The following is a 14911-nucleotide window of genomic DNA, read 5'->3' as shown; positions in this document are numbered from 1 at the left end:
TATCCGGCACAGCCCTCCTTTTCTTTAAAAATCAGCGCCCTCCCCCTGTTATAGAACACAAAAAAAGAGCATATGGCTCTGACCATTCGTACACACGAAATGTTGAAAACATATAGTATAGTAGAAAAATAGCTTTTCGACAAATTCCACAAGTTGTGGACAACAATCTACACAAGCTGTGTGAAAACAATCCACAACTTATCCACAATTTGTGGATAAAGAGAATGGACTGGATAAGTAATTAAGAGTTAAAACACAAATATAATATCAAATTAAGCGAGGACTTGCAATGGTTCTCGTAATCTTATCCACAAACCTGACAACTTGTTGAAAAATCTTTGTCCACAGGGGTTAGCAATGTGAAAATGTTGTCGATAACGATTGTGGATATTAAAAAAAGACCGAAAAATTATCCACATGACGTTTTTCGGGGGAGCGCGGCTTTTTTTGTGCGTTAAAAAAAGGAATATGAAAAATAAGGTTTCTAATCTGGTTAAGGTATGTTATCCTATTATGGTTGTAAGAAATAAAAGCACTGCTGAAGTTGACAATGAATAGGCAGCACAAATATAATAAGTAAGACTGTCTTTAACAGCTATTCCTCGAGGGAGGTGTCATAAATGAAAAGAACATTCCAACCGAATAACCGTAAACGCAGTAAAGTTCATGGCTTCAGAAGCCGTATGAGTTCAAAAAACGGTCGTCTAGTATTAGCACGCCGTCGCCGCAAAGGCAGAAAAGTATTATCAGCTTAGGCCACTGAATAATGTCAGTGGTCTTTTTTCACATTAAGAGAAAAGAGATGTCATGCGTCGCCCGGTACTGGAGAAATTTCTTCAGTATTCCGGCGGCCCGTTTTTTTTAGATAGAAATAAAAGTTTCTGCGAGTGAATATCGGAGTGAATTAAAGTGAAGAAGCGAAATCGGTTAAAGAAAAATGAAGATTTTCAAAAAGTGTTTAAACGCGGAACGTCTATGGCAAACCGCCAGTTCGTGCTGTATACGCTTGATCAGCCGAAACAGGAAGAGCTCCGGGTAGGGCTTTCTGTCAGTAAAAAAATCGGCAATGCCGTCGTGCGCAATCGGGTGAAGCGGTTAATCAGACAGGCGGTTCAGGAGGAAAAAGAGCTGCTCAAGCCGAAAGATTTTATTATTATCGCAAGAAAACCCGCCGGCGACCTCAGTTTTGAAGAAACGAAAAAGAGTCTGCAGCACTTATTCAGAAAAACCTCATTATATAAGAAATCTTCGTCAAAATAGCTCATATTTTGTTTTCTTCACGTTTTTAAAAGCGCTTCCTTTTATTTGGCGAAAAATGAACGCCATTTGAAACTGAAAGATGCTAAAATACATACAAGGTTTATAAAGATTGGTATAGGAGGAAACGTTCTTGAAAAGGAGAATATGGTTACTACTGAGTATGGTCGGTATGCTCGTGCTGCTGGCCGGGTGCTCGAGTGTGAAAGAGCCGATTACGGCGAATAGTCCGCATTTCTGGGACAAATATGTTGTGTATCCATTGTCAGAAGTCATTACGTACGTAGCGAAACTGACGGGCGATAACTATGGTTTATCGATCATCATCGTTACGATTTTAATTCGTCTGCTGATTCTGCCGCTGATGATCAAGCAGCTTCGAAGCTCAAAAGCGATGCAGGCGCTGCAGCCTGAAATGCAGAAGCTCAGAGAAAAATACAGCTCTAAAGATCAAAAAACGCAGCAGAAGCTTCAGCAGGAAACGATGGCCCTGTTTTCAAAGCACGGGGTAAACCCGCTGGCGGGATGTTTCCCGATCCTGATTCAAATGCCGATTTTGATCGGATTCTACCACGCCATTATGCGTACGCAAGCCATTTCACAGCACAGCTTTTTATGGTTTGATTTAGGAGAGAAGGATCCTTACTATATTCTTCCTATCGTTGCCGGTGTGGCCACTTTTGTCCAACAGAAGCTGATGATGGCCGGAAATGCGACTCAGAATCCTCAAATGGCAATGATGGTATGGATTATGCCGATCATGATCATCGTATTTGCGATCAACTTCCCGAGCGCGCTTTCTCTGTATTGGGTAGTCGGAAACCTGTTTATGATTGCTCAGACATTCCTTATTAAAGGACCTGACATTAAACACGATCCGGAAACGCAGAAAGCCGGAGGAAAGAAAAAGTGAAGAAGGTGACTGCTGCGGGACGGAATGTCGAAGAAGCAGTTCAATCAGGCCTTCAGGAACTTCAACTGACGAAAGATCAAGTAGAAATAACAGTGGTGCAAGAAGAATATAAAGGGTTTTTGGGTATTTTCGGAAAAAAGAATGCGATCGTAGAACTTGAAGAGAAAAGAAATCCTGTTCAGGAAGCGAAAGCGTATTTGGAAGAAATCATCCATTCTATTGCCGGGCCTTCTGAGATTGTTACGGAAGAAAACAAGAAAACAGTCTGTTTTCACATTAAAGGTGAAAAAGCGGCGCTGCTTATTGGCAAAAGAGGACAAACACTCAATGCATTGGAAACATTGACGCAGCTTGTTTTGAACCGCGGCTCCGGCCAGTATCGCCAAGCCGTTGTCGACGCTGAGAATTATCGGCGGAAAAGAAGAGAAATTCTGGATCAGCTGGCAAACAGGCTGGCCAAGCAAGTGTCGAAAACGAAAAAAGATGTGCATTTAGAACCGATGCCGTCAGGTGAAAGAAAAATCATCCATGACGCGCTGTCAAAGCATCCAAATATCAAAACGTTTTCTACCGGTGAAGGCCGATACCGCCATCTCGTTATTTCCCATAAAGATAGCAGAAAACCGAAGTCCGGGTAAAATCGGAACTTCGGTTTTTTTATTGGTAAAAATGGCTCTATTCCTGAGCAGAATCGCATTTTTTGCGTTTAAGTTTTTTCTTTTTCGGTCTATGCTGTTGATAAAAAAGGTTTTAGGAAATAAAATTAATTGTTATTCACATGTGGATAAGTTAAAGTAATAAGGGATGAATTTCTGCCTTTGTGGATAACGTATCTTCCACTTCAAACCAAACTATGTTATCTTTTAATTTTGGCGTAAATAAAATTTTTTATATAGATGGAAACAGAGATAAAGAGAGGTGAACAGCATGGATACAATTGCAGCGATTTCAACTCCGATGGGTGAAGGCGCGATTGCGATCGTTCGGCTGAGCGGCCCGGAAGCCGTAAAGATCGCCGACAAAATGTACAAGGGTCCGAAAGGCAAAACGCTCAGTTCGGCAGAATCGCATACCATTCATTACGGGCATATCGCAGACAGTACGACGGGACGGATTATTGAGGAAGTCATGGTGTCTGTTTTAAGAGCGCCCAGAACATTCACAAGGGAAGATGTCATTGAAATCAACTGTCATGGGGGTATTGTGACGGTTAATCAGGTGCTCCAGCTTGCTTTAAGAGAAGGTGCGAGACTGGCAGAACCCGGTGAGTTTACGAAGCGCGCATTTTTAAACGGACGGATTGACCTTTCACAGGCGGAAGCGGTGATGGATCTGATCAGGGCCAAAACGGACCGTGCCATGAATGTCGCCATGAACCAGATGGAAGGACGGCTTTCCGCGCTTGTCCGCCGTCTGCGTGATGAGTTGTTAGAAACACTTGCCCATGTTGAGGTGAATATAGATTATCCGGAATATGATGACGTCGAAGAAATGACGCATCAGCTTTTAGTGGAGAAGGCAAGCGGCGTGAAGAAAGAAATCGAGGCGCTGCTCCGTACGTCTGAGCAGGGGAAAATTTTGCGTGAGGGACTGTCTACCGTGATCATCGGCCGTCCGAACGTCGGGAAATCCTCTCTGCTTAACAGTCTTGTCCATGAAACGAAGGCGATCGTAACCGATATTCCGGGAACGACGCGTGATGTGATTGAGGAATATGTCAATGTGCGAGGCGTGCCGCTTCGGCTTGTCGATACCGCCGGAATCCGTGAGACAGAAGACATCGTCGAAAGAATCGGTGTGGAACGGTCACGGCAGGTTCTGAAGGAAGCGGATCTCATTTTGCTTGTGCTTAACCACAGCGAAGCGCTTTCTGAAGAAGATGTGAAATTGTTTGAAGCGGTTGAGGGAATGGACGTCATTGTCATTATGAATAAGACGGACCTTGAGGCTAAGATTGACGCTGAGCGCGTCAAGGAATTGGCGAAAGGCCGGCCTGTCGTCACGACCTCATTGCTGAAAGAAGAAGGCATTCAAGATTTAGAGGAAGCGATTCAGTCGCTATTTTATACAGGAGCGATCGAAAGCGGAGATCTCACCTATGTCAGCAACACCCGTCATATTTCGATTCTGCATCAGGCCAAGCAAGCGATTGATGATGCGCTGAACGGAATTGAACAGGATGTTCCGATTGATATGGTGCAAATTGATTTGACAAGGTGCTGGGAACTGCTGGGCGAAATCATCGGTGATGCCGTCCACGAAAGCTTAATTGATCAGCTCTTTTCACAATTTTGTTTAGGTAAATAAAAGGGAGGAAAAAACCATGGGGTATGAAGCAGGCCAATACGACGTGATTGTCATCGGCGCCGGGCATGCCGGTGTTGAGGCTGCCCTCGCATCCGCGCGCCAGGGAGCCAAAACGCTTGTTTTGACGATTAATCTTGATATGGTTGCGTTTATGCCATGTAATCCGTCTGTCGGCGGCCCCGCGAAAGGGATTGTCGTCCGCGAAATTGACGCGCTCGGCGGAGAAATGGCTAGAAATATAGATAAAACTCATATTCAAATGAGAATGCTTAATACAGGAAAAGGTCCGGCCGTACGGGCGTTGCGTGCGCAGGCGGATAAATTCCAATATCAGCACGAAATGAAGCATACGCTGGAAAAAACACCGAATTTGACACTTCTTCAAGGGATTGCCGAGCGTTTAATCATTGAAGACGGAGAGTGCCGCGGTGTCATTACGCAAACCGGTGCTGAATACAAGGCAAAAACGGTCGTGCTGACAACCGGAACGTATTTAAGAGGGCGGATCATTCTCGGTGATCTGTCTTACTCAAGCGGCCCGAATAACCAGCAGCCGTCTATTAAACTTTCTGAGCACTTAGAGGAGCTCGGTTTTGATCTCGTCCGTTTTAAAACGGGCACGCCTCCTCGTGTCTCAAGCGATTCCATTGATTACAGCAAAACAGAAATCCAGCCGGGGGACCCGGTTCCGCGCGCTTTCTCATATGAAACGGTTGAATACATTACCGATCAGCTGCCTTGCTGGCTGACTTACACGAGTCCTGAGACTCATGAGATCATCGACAGCAACCTGCATCGTTCGCCGATGTATTCGGGTATGATTAAAGGAACGGGACCGAGATACTGCCCTTCGATTGAAGATAAAGTCGTTCGGTTTAATGATAAACCGCGCCATCAGATTTTCCTTGAACCGGAAGGCAGAAATACGCAGGAAGTATACGTTCAAGGTCTATCCACGAGTCTTCCTGAGGACGTGCAGCAGCGGATGCTGGCGACCATTCCGGGACTGGAAAAGGTGCAGATGATGAGAGCCGGATACGCGATTGAGTATGACGCGATTGTACCGACGCAGCTCTGGCCTACACTGGAGACGAAAAAAATCCCTAACCTGTACACAGCCGGTCAAATTAACGGTACATCAGGTTATGAGGAAGCAGCCGGGCAAGGAATTATGGCAGGGATCAACGCAGGGCGCAAAGCGCTTGGAAAAGAAGAAGTGATCCTCAGCCGTTCCGATGCTTATATCGGTGTATTGATTGATGATTTGGTAACGAAAGGAACCAATGAACCGTATCGTCTGCTGACTTCACGGGCGGAATACAGACTGCTGCTCCGTCACGATAACGCGGATCTTCGCCTGACGAAAATCGGCCACGAGATCGGCTTAATTTCTGATGAACGCTATGAAGCGTTTGAGAAGAAAAAAGCGGCGATCGAGGCAGAGAAAAAACGTCTCTGGTCTGTTATTATCAAGCCGTCTCCTGAGAATCAGGAATATATCCGTTCACTCGGCGGAAGCGAGCTGAAAGACGGAGTGCGCGGCACAGATTTAATGAAACGTCCGGAAATGAACTATGAAACAGTGACAAAACTTGCGCCTGCAGATTCTCCGGTTCCGCAAGATGTGGCGGAACAAGTGGAAATCCAAGTGAAATATGAAGGATATATCGAAAAATCCTTGCAGCAAGTGGAAAAGCTGAAGAAAATGGAAAACAAAAAAATCCCTGATCGGATTGATTATGACGCCATTAAAGGAATTGCTACTGAAGCCCGTCAAAAGCTGAAAGAAGTGCGTCCTTTATCAGTTGCTCAAGCGTCCCGTATTTCCGGCGTCAATCCGGCAGACATTTCAATCCTGCTGGTATACCTGGAGCAGGGCCGTATTGCCAAGGTAGCTGAATAGAAAGGATGACGGCATGAATATAGAGGAATTTACATCCAGTTTAGCGGAGAAAGGGATTTCCCTTTCTGACCGCCAGCTGGATCAATTCGAGTTGTATTACCGGATGCTCGTGGAATGGAACGAAAAAATGAATCTGACATCCATCACTGAGAAAAAGGAAGTTTATCTCAAGCATTTTTATGATTCGATAACGGCGGCATTTTATATTGATTTTGAAAAGGTCACCACTCTTTGTGATGTCGGCGCCGGCGCCGGTTTTCCAAGCCTGCCCGTCAAAATCTGCTTCCCGCATCTGCATGTCACCATCGTCGATTCACTGAATAAGCGGATTACGTTTTTGGAAACTCTCTCTGATGCTTTACAATTAGAGCATACGACATTTGTCCATGACAGAGCGGAGACATTCGGACAGCGGAAAGACGTCCGGGAAAGCTTCGATCTCGTGACGGCCCGTGCGGTGGCGCGTCTGTCAGTCCTGAGTGAGCTTTGTCTGCCGCTGGCCAAGAAAAACGGTATATTTGCGGCACTAAAAGCTGCAGCCGCTGATGAAGAGCTGAAAGCGGGGCAAAAGGCGATTAAAGTATTGGGAGGAGAGCTTGAACAAGTTCATTCCTTTACACTTCCCGTTGAAGAAAGTGAACGGAACATTATGATCATTCGCAAGACGAAAAGCACTCCGAAAAAATATCCGAGAAAACCGGGTACTCCAAATAAATCGCCAATTGAAGGGTAATTTAGACAGCCTGATGTGACAATTCCATCATATTTTCTGCAAAATTGATGAAGATACAGCAGGAAAAACCATGAGAAAATAGAATTATAAAAATGGCAGTTTTTAAAGGTGGTGTAGGTACATGAAGCATTCATTCTCTCGTTTCTTCGGGTTTGGTGAGAAGGAAGAGGAACCGGAGATAGCTGAGCATGATACAAACAAAGAAGAGATACTCGAAATACCGGTACATGCTATCGTTCCCAACCGTTTTCAGCCACGCACCATTTTCTCAGATGAAAAAATCAAAGAGTTAGCAATGACTATCCATACACACGGCATCATTCAGCCGATTGTTGTCAGACATACAGAAGATGAAGGACAATATGAGCTCATTGCGGGTGAAAGGCGCTGGAGAGCGGTACAGACGCTTGAATGGGAGAAGATTCCCGCAATTATTAAAGATTTTTCTGATACGGAAACAGCATCTGTCGCTTTGATTGAAAACCTGCAAAGGGAAGAATTGTCCTCCATTGAGGAAGCTCATGCGTACGCAAGGCTGTTAGAACTTCATGATTTAACACAGGAAGCCTTGGCGCAGCGCTTAGGAAAAGGCCAGTCAACGATTGCGAACAAGCTCCGATTGTTAAAGCTCCCGGAACCCGTCCAGGATGCGATTATGGAGAAAAAAATTACGGAACGTCATGCAAGAGCACTGATTCCGCTCAAACAGCCGGAGTTTCAGGTCACATTGCTTGCGGAAATCATTGAGAAAAGCTTAAACGTCAAGCAGACGGAAGACAGAGTGGTGAAAATGCTTGAACAGAATAAGCAGAAACCAAAGCCGAGACGCAAAGCGTTCAGCAGGGATACAAGAATTGCGATGAATACGATTCGTCAGTCACTGTCGATGGTAGAAGACAGTGGCGTCAGGCTGAACACTGAAGAAGAAGAATTCGAAGAGTACATCCAGCTTACCATTCGGATACCTAAATAAAAACTCTCCTGATCAGCAGGGGAGTTTTTATTTTAATCAAAAAACTATTTTGAGATAATGATAGATTTATTGTGCACTATACATTATATATGTAAAATTTTATCTTTTTGTGTCGTGAATTGTCTTTTTACAGTCAAAAAAGTCACTTTATCGGAGAACTTATATTAGAAAGTGTCTTTTTCGTTTACATTTTTTTCACTTGCTGATAAACAAATTATGAAAAAAATAAAACGCTTTACTCTTTTTTTGATAAGATAGAAACAAGACAGTACATGTTCATGTGAAGGTAGGTGACATCGTGGGAAAAATCATAGCAATTACGAACCAAAAAGGCGGAGTCGGGAAGACGACGACTTCTGTCAATCTGGGGGCTTGCTTGGCTTACATAGGTAAAAGGGTTCTTCTTGTTGATATTGATCCGCAGGGCAATGCAACGAGCGGATTAGGGATTGAAAAAGCCGATGTGGATCATTGTGTGTACGACATTTTAGTAGATGATGCAGATGTTACAGATATTATTAAACCGACTTCAGTAGAGAACTTAGATGTCATTCCGGCCACGATCCAGCTTGCGGGAGCGGAAATCGAATTGGTTCCGACGATCTCACGGGAGGTCAGGCTGAAAAGAGCATTAGAATCTGTGAAACAAAATTACGATTACATGATTATTGATTGTCCTCCGTCTCTCGGGTTATTAACGATTAATGCGCTTACCGCTTCAGATTCAGTCGTTATCCCGGTTCAGTGCGAATACTACGCTCTTGAAGGATTGAGTCAATTATTAAATACAGTTCGGCTTGTGCAAAAACATTTAAATACCGACTTAATGATAGAAGGAGTGCTTCTGACGATGCTTGATGCCAGAACGAATCTCGGCATTCAAGTGATAGAAGAGGTAAAGAAATACTTTAGAGATAAAGTGTATCAAACCATTATTCCTCGCAATGTCCGTTTAAGTGAGGCGCCGAGTCACGGCAAGCCGATCATATTATACGATCCGCGTTCGAGAGGTGCGGAAGTATATTTAGATTTAGCAAAGGAAGTGGCAGCGAATGGCTAAAGGCGGGCTCGGAAAAGGGATTAACGCGTTGTTTAATCAGGTTGATTTGTCTGAAGAGACAGTGGAAGAGATTAAAATCAGTGATTTACGCCCCAATCCTTATCAGCCAAGAAAACAATTTGACGATGAGTCATTAGCTGAACTGAAGGAGTCCATCATTCAGCATGGCATTCTTCAGCCCATTATCGTGAGAAAATCATTGAAGGGCTATGATATTGTAGCAGGCGAACGCCGTTACCGCGCCGCAAAACTTGCCGGTAAAGAGACAGTACCGGCTATCGTGCGGGATTTATCTGAATCGCTGATGCGGGAAATCGCTCTTTTGGAAAACCTTCAGCGTGAAGACTTATCACCGCTTGAAGAAGCTCTGGCATATGACTCACTGCTGAAGCATTTGGATTTAACCCAGGAACAGCTCGCTAAACGGCTCGGGAAAAGCAGGCCTCATATTGCCAACCATTTAAGACTGCTGACGCTGCCGGAAAGCATCCAGAACCTCATTGCAGAAGGTACGTTATCCATGGGACACGGCAGAACCTTGCTTGGTTTGAAAAATAAAAACAAGCTTGAACCGCTTGTGCAGAAAGTGGTTGAAGAACAGCTAAACGTCCGTCAGCTTGAGCAGCTGATTCAGCAGTTAAACAACAATGTTCCACGTGAAACAAAGAAAAAAGAACCTGTTCAAGATGTTGTGTTAAAAGAGCGGGAATCGTATTTGCAAAATTACTTCGGAACAACAGTCAATATTAAGAGACAAAAGAAAAAAGGGAAGATTGAGATTGAGTTTTTCTCAAATGAAGATCTTGAACGTATCCTGGAACTATTGTCCGAGAGAGAAGCGTAAAAACCATCTTTATTTATAAAAGATGGTTTTTTATATACGTCTTGTCAGCTTATGAAACGGACTGAGCCGTTCCTGCCGGCCTTCTGATTTATCTGTCAGCTGTAACCCCTCTGCTAAAACATTTGCCATGCTCATAACAAGATGAAGCCTCGTATTCTGCAGGACAAAATACTCCATAAACCCGCTGACATTGACGATTCCATTGATATGGACGTCACCGATTTCAGGAAGGTCTTTTTGAACACCTGCTCCGGGCTTCAGCGGCCCATCGCCGATTTGAAATGAGCCTACGCTTTTGACGCGGCCTAAACAAGCATCAACCGCTATAATAAACGGATTTTTATGTAGATGTTGAATATCTTTCAGCTTGTCTTTCATATTGACGGCGTGAACAGGATCTGACAGCGTGCCGTAAACGTGCAATCTGCCTAAATTCATTTTTTCTAACTTTGTTCCTACGAGCGGACCTAATGAATCTCCGGTCGACCGATCTGTACCGATACACACGGTGACTAACGGTCTGCCGGCTGCTTTACGTAAAGATGAAGTAAGGATCGCTTGTATTTGATTCGCAGCAGAAGAATCCGTATGGGATACATATTGTTTTGCCCGTTCTTGAGAAAAAAGCCTGCCTTTTCGATTCATAAGGTTCACTTCCTTGTCATGTCATACGAGTATTACATTGTTGTTTTTGGTGATGTATGGTTGTTTACAGTATATCCAGCGCTGCCTTTTTTTATGCTTATGTCATGATCAGCATGCCGGTTGTTTGAAAAGAGCGGGATAGAAAAAAGAACCCAGAGCAGTTATTCTCTAAGTTCATGAAAGAAATAAGACCATTTGATCTACATCAACATATTGCTGATGATCTAATTTCAGCGCTCTTTTTTCTGTAGAGAAGAGGATAAATCCTAACTGAGGCGCAGAGTTTTTTTGCGGGTTCATTTGTTGAAGTCACAGAGAGATGGAGCTGTTCTGTGTCTTTCATCTTTTTTGCTTGGCTGATGGCTTCCGTCATTAAAGCTTTTCCCGCGCCTGACCCTCGGTGTTTGGGGGAAATATACATAGAACCAATAACCGCAATGTGTCTTAGTTTAAACAGCGAATGCTTGGAGATCTTGAGGATTCCTATCAGTCTGTCTTGTTCAAAGGCGCCAAGCACGATGGCATTGCCGTCTTCAAGCCTTGCTTTGCATTTTTCGGATGGCCATTCTTTCTCCTCATCATAGCTGACGGCGAATGCGTCGGGGTGATCTTTCAAAGCTTTGAGCCTGATATCGGGTATCACTTGCGGTTAAACGCCTGATGTACATGATTTGAGCGCCTAACATAAATAAATTTTCTGAATAGTCAATCGTCGTTATCATACCATATTTGTCCCATTTGTATGAATGTTTGCCGCTGTCACTCAATATAGTAGCAATATGCGGAGATGATCAGAAATTTTATGAGGTGATGAGGGTGTGGAGAGCCGGGATGAAGTGGATGCTGCTCATATTAAGCAGCCAGATTGGGGCCGGGTATGCGAGCGGGCAGGAAATATGGCAGTTTTTCGGTGTCGAAAGCGGACTGGCTATTGTATTGTTTACAGTCATGTTTACGATTTCGGCTTATATTGTGTTGAAGATCAGCTATCGGGTTCAATCAACGCACTTTTTACCTGTGCTTGAGCATCTGATGGGGCCGGCTCTTGCTAAAGTCTATGATGTGCTTATTATGTTTTATTTGTTTTCAATGACGATGGTTATGATTGCCGGCGGCGGTGTGACACTGCAAATGTACAAGCTGCCGTTTTGGATCGGTATTTTTCTTCTTTGCATTGTGACCGTCGGTTTATTCTTTTGGGATATAAAAGGAATATTATCTCTGAATAGTATTTTGATACCGATTCTTGTAGCGGGGCTGTTATATGCATTGGTCTTTTTTCAGACAACCCATCATTACACGTGGACGATAGATTTGACCCGCCAGTATAATTGGCCGGCAAGCATTACCTTCACGTCCTTAAACATCCTTTCTGTTGTCGCTGTTCTTTCTTCAATCGGGAAAGATATGAAGGGACTGGGAGAAGCGAAAATCGCAAGCGTTGCAAGCGGGCTGATTTTCGGTATGATTTCATTTGTTTACAATGAAACGCTTGTACAGCTTTCAGGTAGTCTTACACAATATGAGATTCCTCTTTTCGCCGTCCTTGAAGGCGCTCCTTATCCGTTATTTCTTTGTATGGCCGCCGTGCTTTTTTTAGCCATCTATACGACAACGGTGACCGGTCTTTTCGGGCTGTCCAGCCGCATGCTTGCATTTGTGAAATTGCCGAGATGGACGCTCGTATCTCTTCTTTTAGCTGTGATGGTGCCTTTTACGACAATCGGTTTTTCAGATTTGATCGCCATTTTATATCCCATTTACGGGCTTTTAAGTCTTTATTTGCTGGTATGTCTTCTTCTTTACCCTATTTTAGGGAGATGGAAAAAAGTATAATGCTCATTTTGAGTGCGGCCGTTGCTCTTATCCTGTTTTTTTTTGTACAATAAATAAAGCAGTCTATGGAGAGAGGTGAAGGGTCTTGGCGGATAAAGACTTTGGCCTGAATGATATTGTTGAAATGAAGAAGCCGCATCCTTGCGGTGAAAACAGGTGGAAAATCATTCGGATGGGGATGGATATTCGGATCAAATGCACGGGTTGTTCCCACAGTGTCATGATTCCGAGAAGAGATTTTGAGAGAAAGCTGAAAAAAGTACTCGTCAAGCATGAGGAGCCTACATCATAAGGGGCTGGCGCTCATGCTTTTTCATATAGAGGAGAGGAAGAGGCCCGATGAGCAAAGTGCATCAGTCAGCGTGCCCGCTGAATTGCTGGGATAGCTGCGGCTTTTTGGTGACAGTTGAGGATGGAAAGGTGACGAAAGTAGACGGAGACCCGAATCATCCCATTACGGAAGGGAAAATTTGCGGCCGGGGCAGAATGCTGGAGACGAAAACGAATGCGCCGGAACGGCTTCGTTTCCCTTTAAAAAAGAAAGACGGCGAATTTGTCCGGATTTCCTGGGAGCAGGCGTTAGATGAAATTGCTGAAAAAATGGCGGTGATTAAGGAGACGCTGGGCACTGCCGCAGTGCTGCACAGTCATGACTACGCCAATAACGGTCTTTTGAAGGCGCTCGACCAGCGTTTTTTCAATGGATACGGCGGTGTAACCGAGATTGCGGGCAGCATTTGCTGGGGTTCCGGCATTGAAGCGCAGCGCTGGGATTTCGGGCGTTCTTACGGGCATGGACCGCTTGATATTTATCACAGCAAGCATGTGATCGTATGGGGCAGAAACGTGTCCCGGACGAATATGCACCTCTATCATCATCTGCAGCAGGTGAAGAAAAAAGGAGCGACACTGACGGTCATTGATCCTATTTTTAACCCGACTGCAAAGCTTGCCGACCGGTATATATCCGTCAAACCCGGCATGGATGGCTGGCTTGCGGCGGGTGTTTTAAAAATATTATGCCAAACCGGCAGAACCGATTCTGATTTTATTCAAAAGCATTCGGTTGGTTTTGAGGAAATAGACAAGCTTCTGCAGACGATTTCTTTTGAGGAGATCATTGAGAAAACAGAAACGTCTTTAGAAGTGCTTGAATATCTTGCCGATTTATATGCTGACGGTCCCGCCTCCACTTTTATGGGTCTTGGGATGCAGAGATATAAAAACGGGGGCGGGACGATACGGTGGATTGACGCTCTAGCTGCGGCGAGCGGAAATGTCGGTATCAAAGGCGGCGGCGCAAACTTCGGAAATGTGCAAGTCGGTGAAAGCTTTGCAAAGGCCGAGCTCACTCGTCCTGATTTGAAGAAAAGTTCGAGAACGTTTTCGATGATGACTCAAGCTGAAGAGGCGCTGAATGCAGCCGACCCGCCGATTGAGATGATCATCGTGACGTGCGGCAATCCGCTGACACAGGTGCCGAATACAAAAAAAGTGAAGGAAGCGTTTGAAAAAACATCGGTCACAGTGGCCATTGATTCGGTCATGACCGATACGGCGAAGCTCTGTGACTATGTGCTGCCGACGGCCGTTGTTTTCGAAGAGGAAGATATTTATTATTCCAGCATGTATCATCACTATGTTCAATATGGCAAGAAGCTTGCGGAACCGCAGGGAGAGGCAAAATCAGACCGCTGGATCTGGACGGAACTCGCAAAGCGTCTCGGATTCGGGGAGCTGTTTGATTACAGTACGGAAGATTTCTTAAAAATGGGGCTCTCTTCTTTGGAGAAAGAAGGAATCACCCTTGAGCAATTAAAGGAAAAAGGACATATGCCGCTTCCGGTTAAACAGGTTCCATGGAGTGATTTTCAATTTTTAACCCCGAGCGGAAAATTTGAATTCGTCTCGTCACTGGCAGAAGAGAAAGGATACAGCGGCCTCCCTCAATTGGAAGTGCCGGAGGAGTCTGTTTATCACGACGCCGGACTGGCCGGGAAATATCCGTATACGCTGCTGTCCATTCACCCGCAGCGCTCCAATCATTCACAGCACGTGCCGTTTATTGAAAAGCTTCAGCAGATTCAGGTGGACCTGTCGCCGGATATCGCGGAAGAGCTTTCTCTTCAAGACGGAGATACGGCAGAGGTTTACAATGACCGCGGCCGTCTGCGCGGCAGGGTGAAAATCATGAAGCAGGCTCACCCGAAGACGGTGAATATAGATGAAGGCATGTGGGCGGCATTCGGAGGCTCCGTCAACATGCTCACAAAGGATTCAAATTCCGATAATGGAATGGGAAGTACGCTTTTTGACTGTCTGGTAGCGGTTAAAAAAGGATAATCTAAGGAGAGAGAGGGCGGGAAATGCTTTTTTCTCAGCTTGTCTTTTCCTATGAACCTCCTTATAATTGCTCTAGGTTTACAATACGTTTATACGA

At 44.7% G+C, this 14911-nt stretch carries 15 protein-coding genes; 13 read left to right on the top strand and 2 right to left on the bottom strand.

Going from position 1 to position 14911, the window contains the following annotated elements; genetic code table 11:
* Positions 1-620: 620 nt before the first annotated feature.
* The 10 genes from rpmH (at position 621) to VP472_RS19985 (ending at position 9990) form a co-directional block, all read left to right on the top strand.
* Positions 621-755 (top strand): 50S ribosomal protein L34, encoded by a 135-nt coding sequence (rpmH, locus tag VP472_RS20030; protein WP_003178075.1) that lies wholly within the window; start codon positions 621-623, stop codon positions 753-755.
* Positions 756-909: 154 nt separating this feature from the next.
* Positions 910-1260, top strand: coding sequence for a ribonuclease P protein component (rnpA, locus tag VP472_RS20025; RefSeq protein ID WP_004392944.1), 351 nt, complete (start codon positions 910-912; stop codon positions 1258-1260).
* A gap of 160 nt (positions 1261-1420) precedes the next feature.
* Positions 1421-2170 (top strand): YidC family membrane integrase SpoIIIJ, encoded by a 750-nt coding sequence (gene spoIIIJ / locus VP472_RS20020; RefSeq protein ID WP_071182106.1) that lies wholly within the window; start codon positions 1421-1423, stop codon positions 2168-2170.
* On the top strand, positions 2167-2808 hold the full coding sequence (gene jag, locus VP472_RS20015) for an RNA-binding cell elongation regulator Jag/EloR (protein WP_017418434.1): 642 nt from the start codon (positions 2167-2169) through the stop codon (positions 2806-2808). The genes spoIIIJ and jag overlap by 4 nt, the downstream gene beginning before the upstream one ends.
* 289 nt (positions 2809-3097) lie before the next feature.
* The gene (gene mnmE, locus VP472_RS20010) at positions 3098-4477 is read left to right on the top strand and encodes a tRNA uridine-5-carboxymethylaminomethyl(34) synthesis GTPase MnmE (protein ID WP_004392954.1); all 1380 of its coding nucleotides are present in this window, start codon (positions 3098-3100) and stop codon (positions 4475-4477) included.
* A 16-nt stretch (positions 4478-4493) separates the two neighbouring features.
* Positions 4494-6380 carry a tRNA uridine-5-carboxymethylaminomethyl(34) synthesis enzyme MnmG gene (gene mnmG, locus VP472_RS20005; RefSeq protein WP_070082677.1) on the top strand — a complete coding sequence of 629 codons (1887 nt, stop codon included), beginning with the start codon at positions 4494-4496 and terminating at the stop codon, positions 6378-6380.
* A gap of 13 nt (positions 6381-6393) precedes the next feature.
* Positions 6394-7113 (top strand): 16S rRNA (guanine(527)-N(7))-methyltransferase RsmG, encoded by a 720-nt coding sequence (rsmG, locus tag VP472_RS20000; protein ID WP_102422142.1) that lies wholly within the window; start codon positions 6394-6396, stop codon positions 7111-7113.
* Positions 7114-7234: 121 nt separating this feature from the next.
* Entirely contained in the window at positions 7235-8086 is an 852-nt protein-coding gene (gene noc / locus VP472_RS19995; protein WP_007409900.1) for a nucleoid occlusion protein, read from the top strand.
* A gap of 298 nt (positions 8087-8384) precedes the next feature.
* Positions 8385-9146 (top strand): sporulation initiation inhibitor protein Soj, encoded by a 762-nt coding sequence (gene soj, locus VP472_RS19990; protein WP_007409899.1) that lies wholly within the window; start codon positions 8385-8387, stop codon positions 9144-9146.
* Entirely contained in the window at positions 9139-9990 is an 852-nt protein-coding gene (locus VP472_RS19985; RefSeq protein WP_070082675.1) for a ParB/RepB/Spo0J family partition protein, read from the top strand. Before soj ends, VP472_RS19985 begins: the two co-directional genes overlap by 8 nt.
* Positions 9991-10020: 30 nt before the next feature.
* Here the strand turns inward: VP472_RS19985 and yyaC are convergent, their stop codons facing one another.
* A complete protein-coding gene (yyaC, locus tag VP472_RS19980) occupies positions 10021-10635 on the bottom strand; it encodes a spore protease YyaC (protein ID WP_146275984.1) in 615 nt (204 codons plus the stop codon).
* Between the two features lie 205 nt (positions 10636-10840).
* Complete coding sequence (locus VP472_RS19975; RefSeq protein WP_225979770.1) at positions 10841-11278, bottom strand: GNAT family N-acetyltransferase; 438 nt, start codon at positions 11276-11278, stop codon at positions 10841-10843.
* A gap of 167 nt (positions 11279-11445) precedes the next feature.
* Between VP472_RS19975 and VP472_RS19970 the strand changes: the two genes are divergently transcribed.
* The 3 genes from VP472_RS19970 (at position 11446) to VP472_RS19960 (ending at position 14814) form a co-directional block, all read left to right on the top strand.
* Positions 11446-12471, top strand: a complete 1026-nt coding sequence (locus VP472_RS19970; protein ID WP_088005468.1) for a YkvI family membrane protein — start codon at positions 11446-11448, stop codon at positions 12469-12471.
* A gap of 85 nt (positions 12472-12556) precedes the next feature.
* On the top strand, positions 12557-12763 hold the full coding sequence (locus tag VP472_RS19965) for a DUF951 domain-containing protein (RefSeq protein ID WP_004392973.1): 207 nt from the start codon (positions 12557-12559) through the stop codon (positions 12761-12763).
* 47 nt (positions 12764-12810) lie between these two features.
* Positions 12811-14814 carry a molybdopterin-dependent oxidoreductase gene (locus tag VP472_RS19960; protein ID WP_146275982.1) on the top strand — a complete coding sequence of 668 codons (2004 nt, stop codon included), beginning with the start codon at positions 12811-12813 and terminating at the stop codon, positions 14812-14814.
* The last annotated feature ends 97 nt before the right edge of the window (positions 14815-14911 follow it).

The organism is Bacillus sp. MT(2024), assembly GCF_036362845.1.
Lineage (GTDB): Bacteria > Bacillota > Bacilli > Bacillales > Bacillaceae > Bacillus > Bacillus velezensis.
The sequence above is the reverse complement of the archived record's forward strand: the minus strand, read 5'-3'. Positions and strand labels throughout refer to the sequence as shown.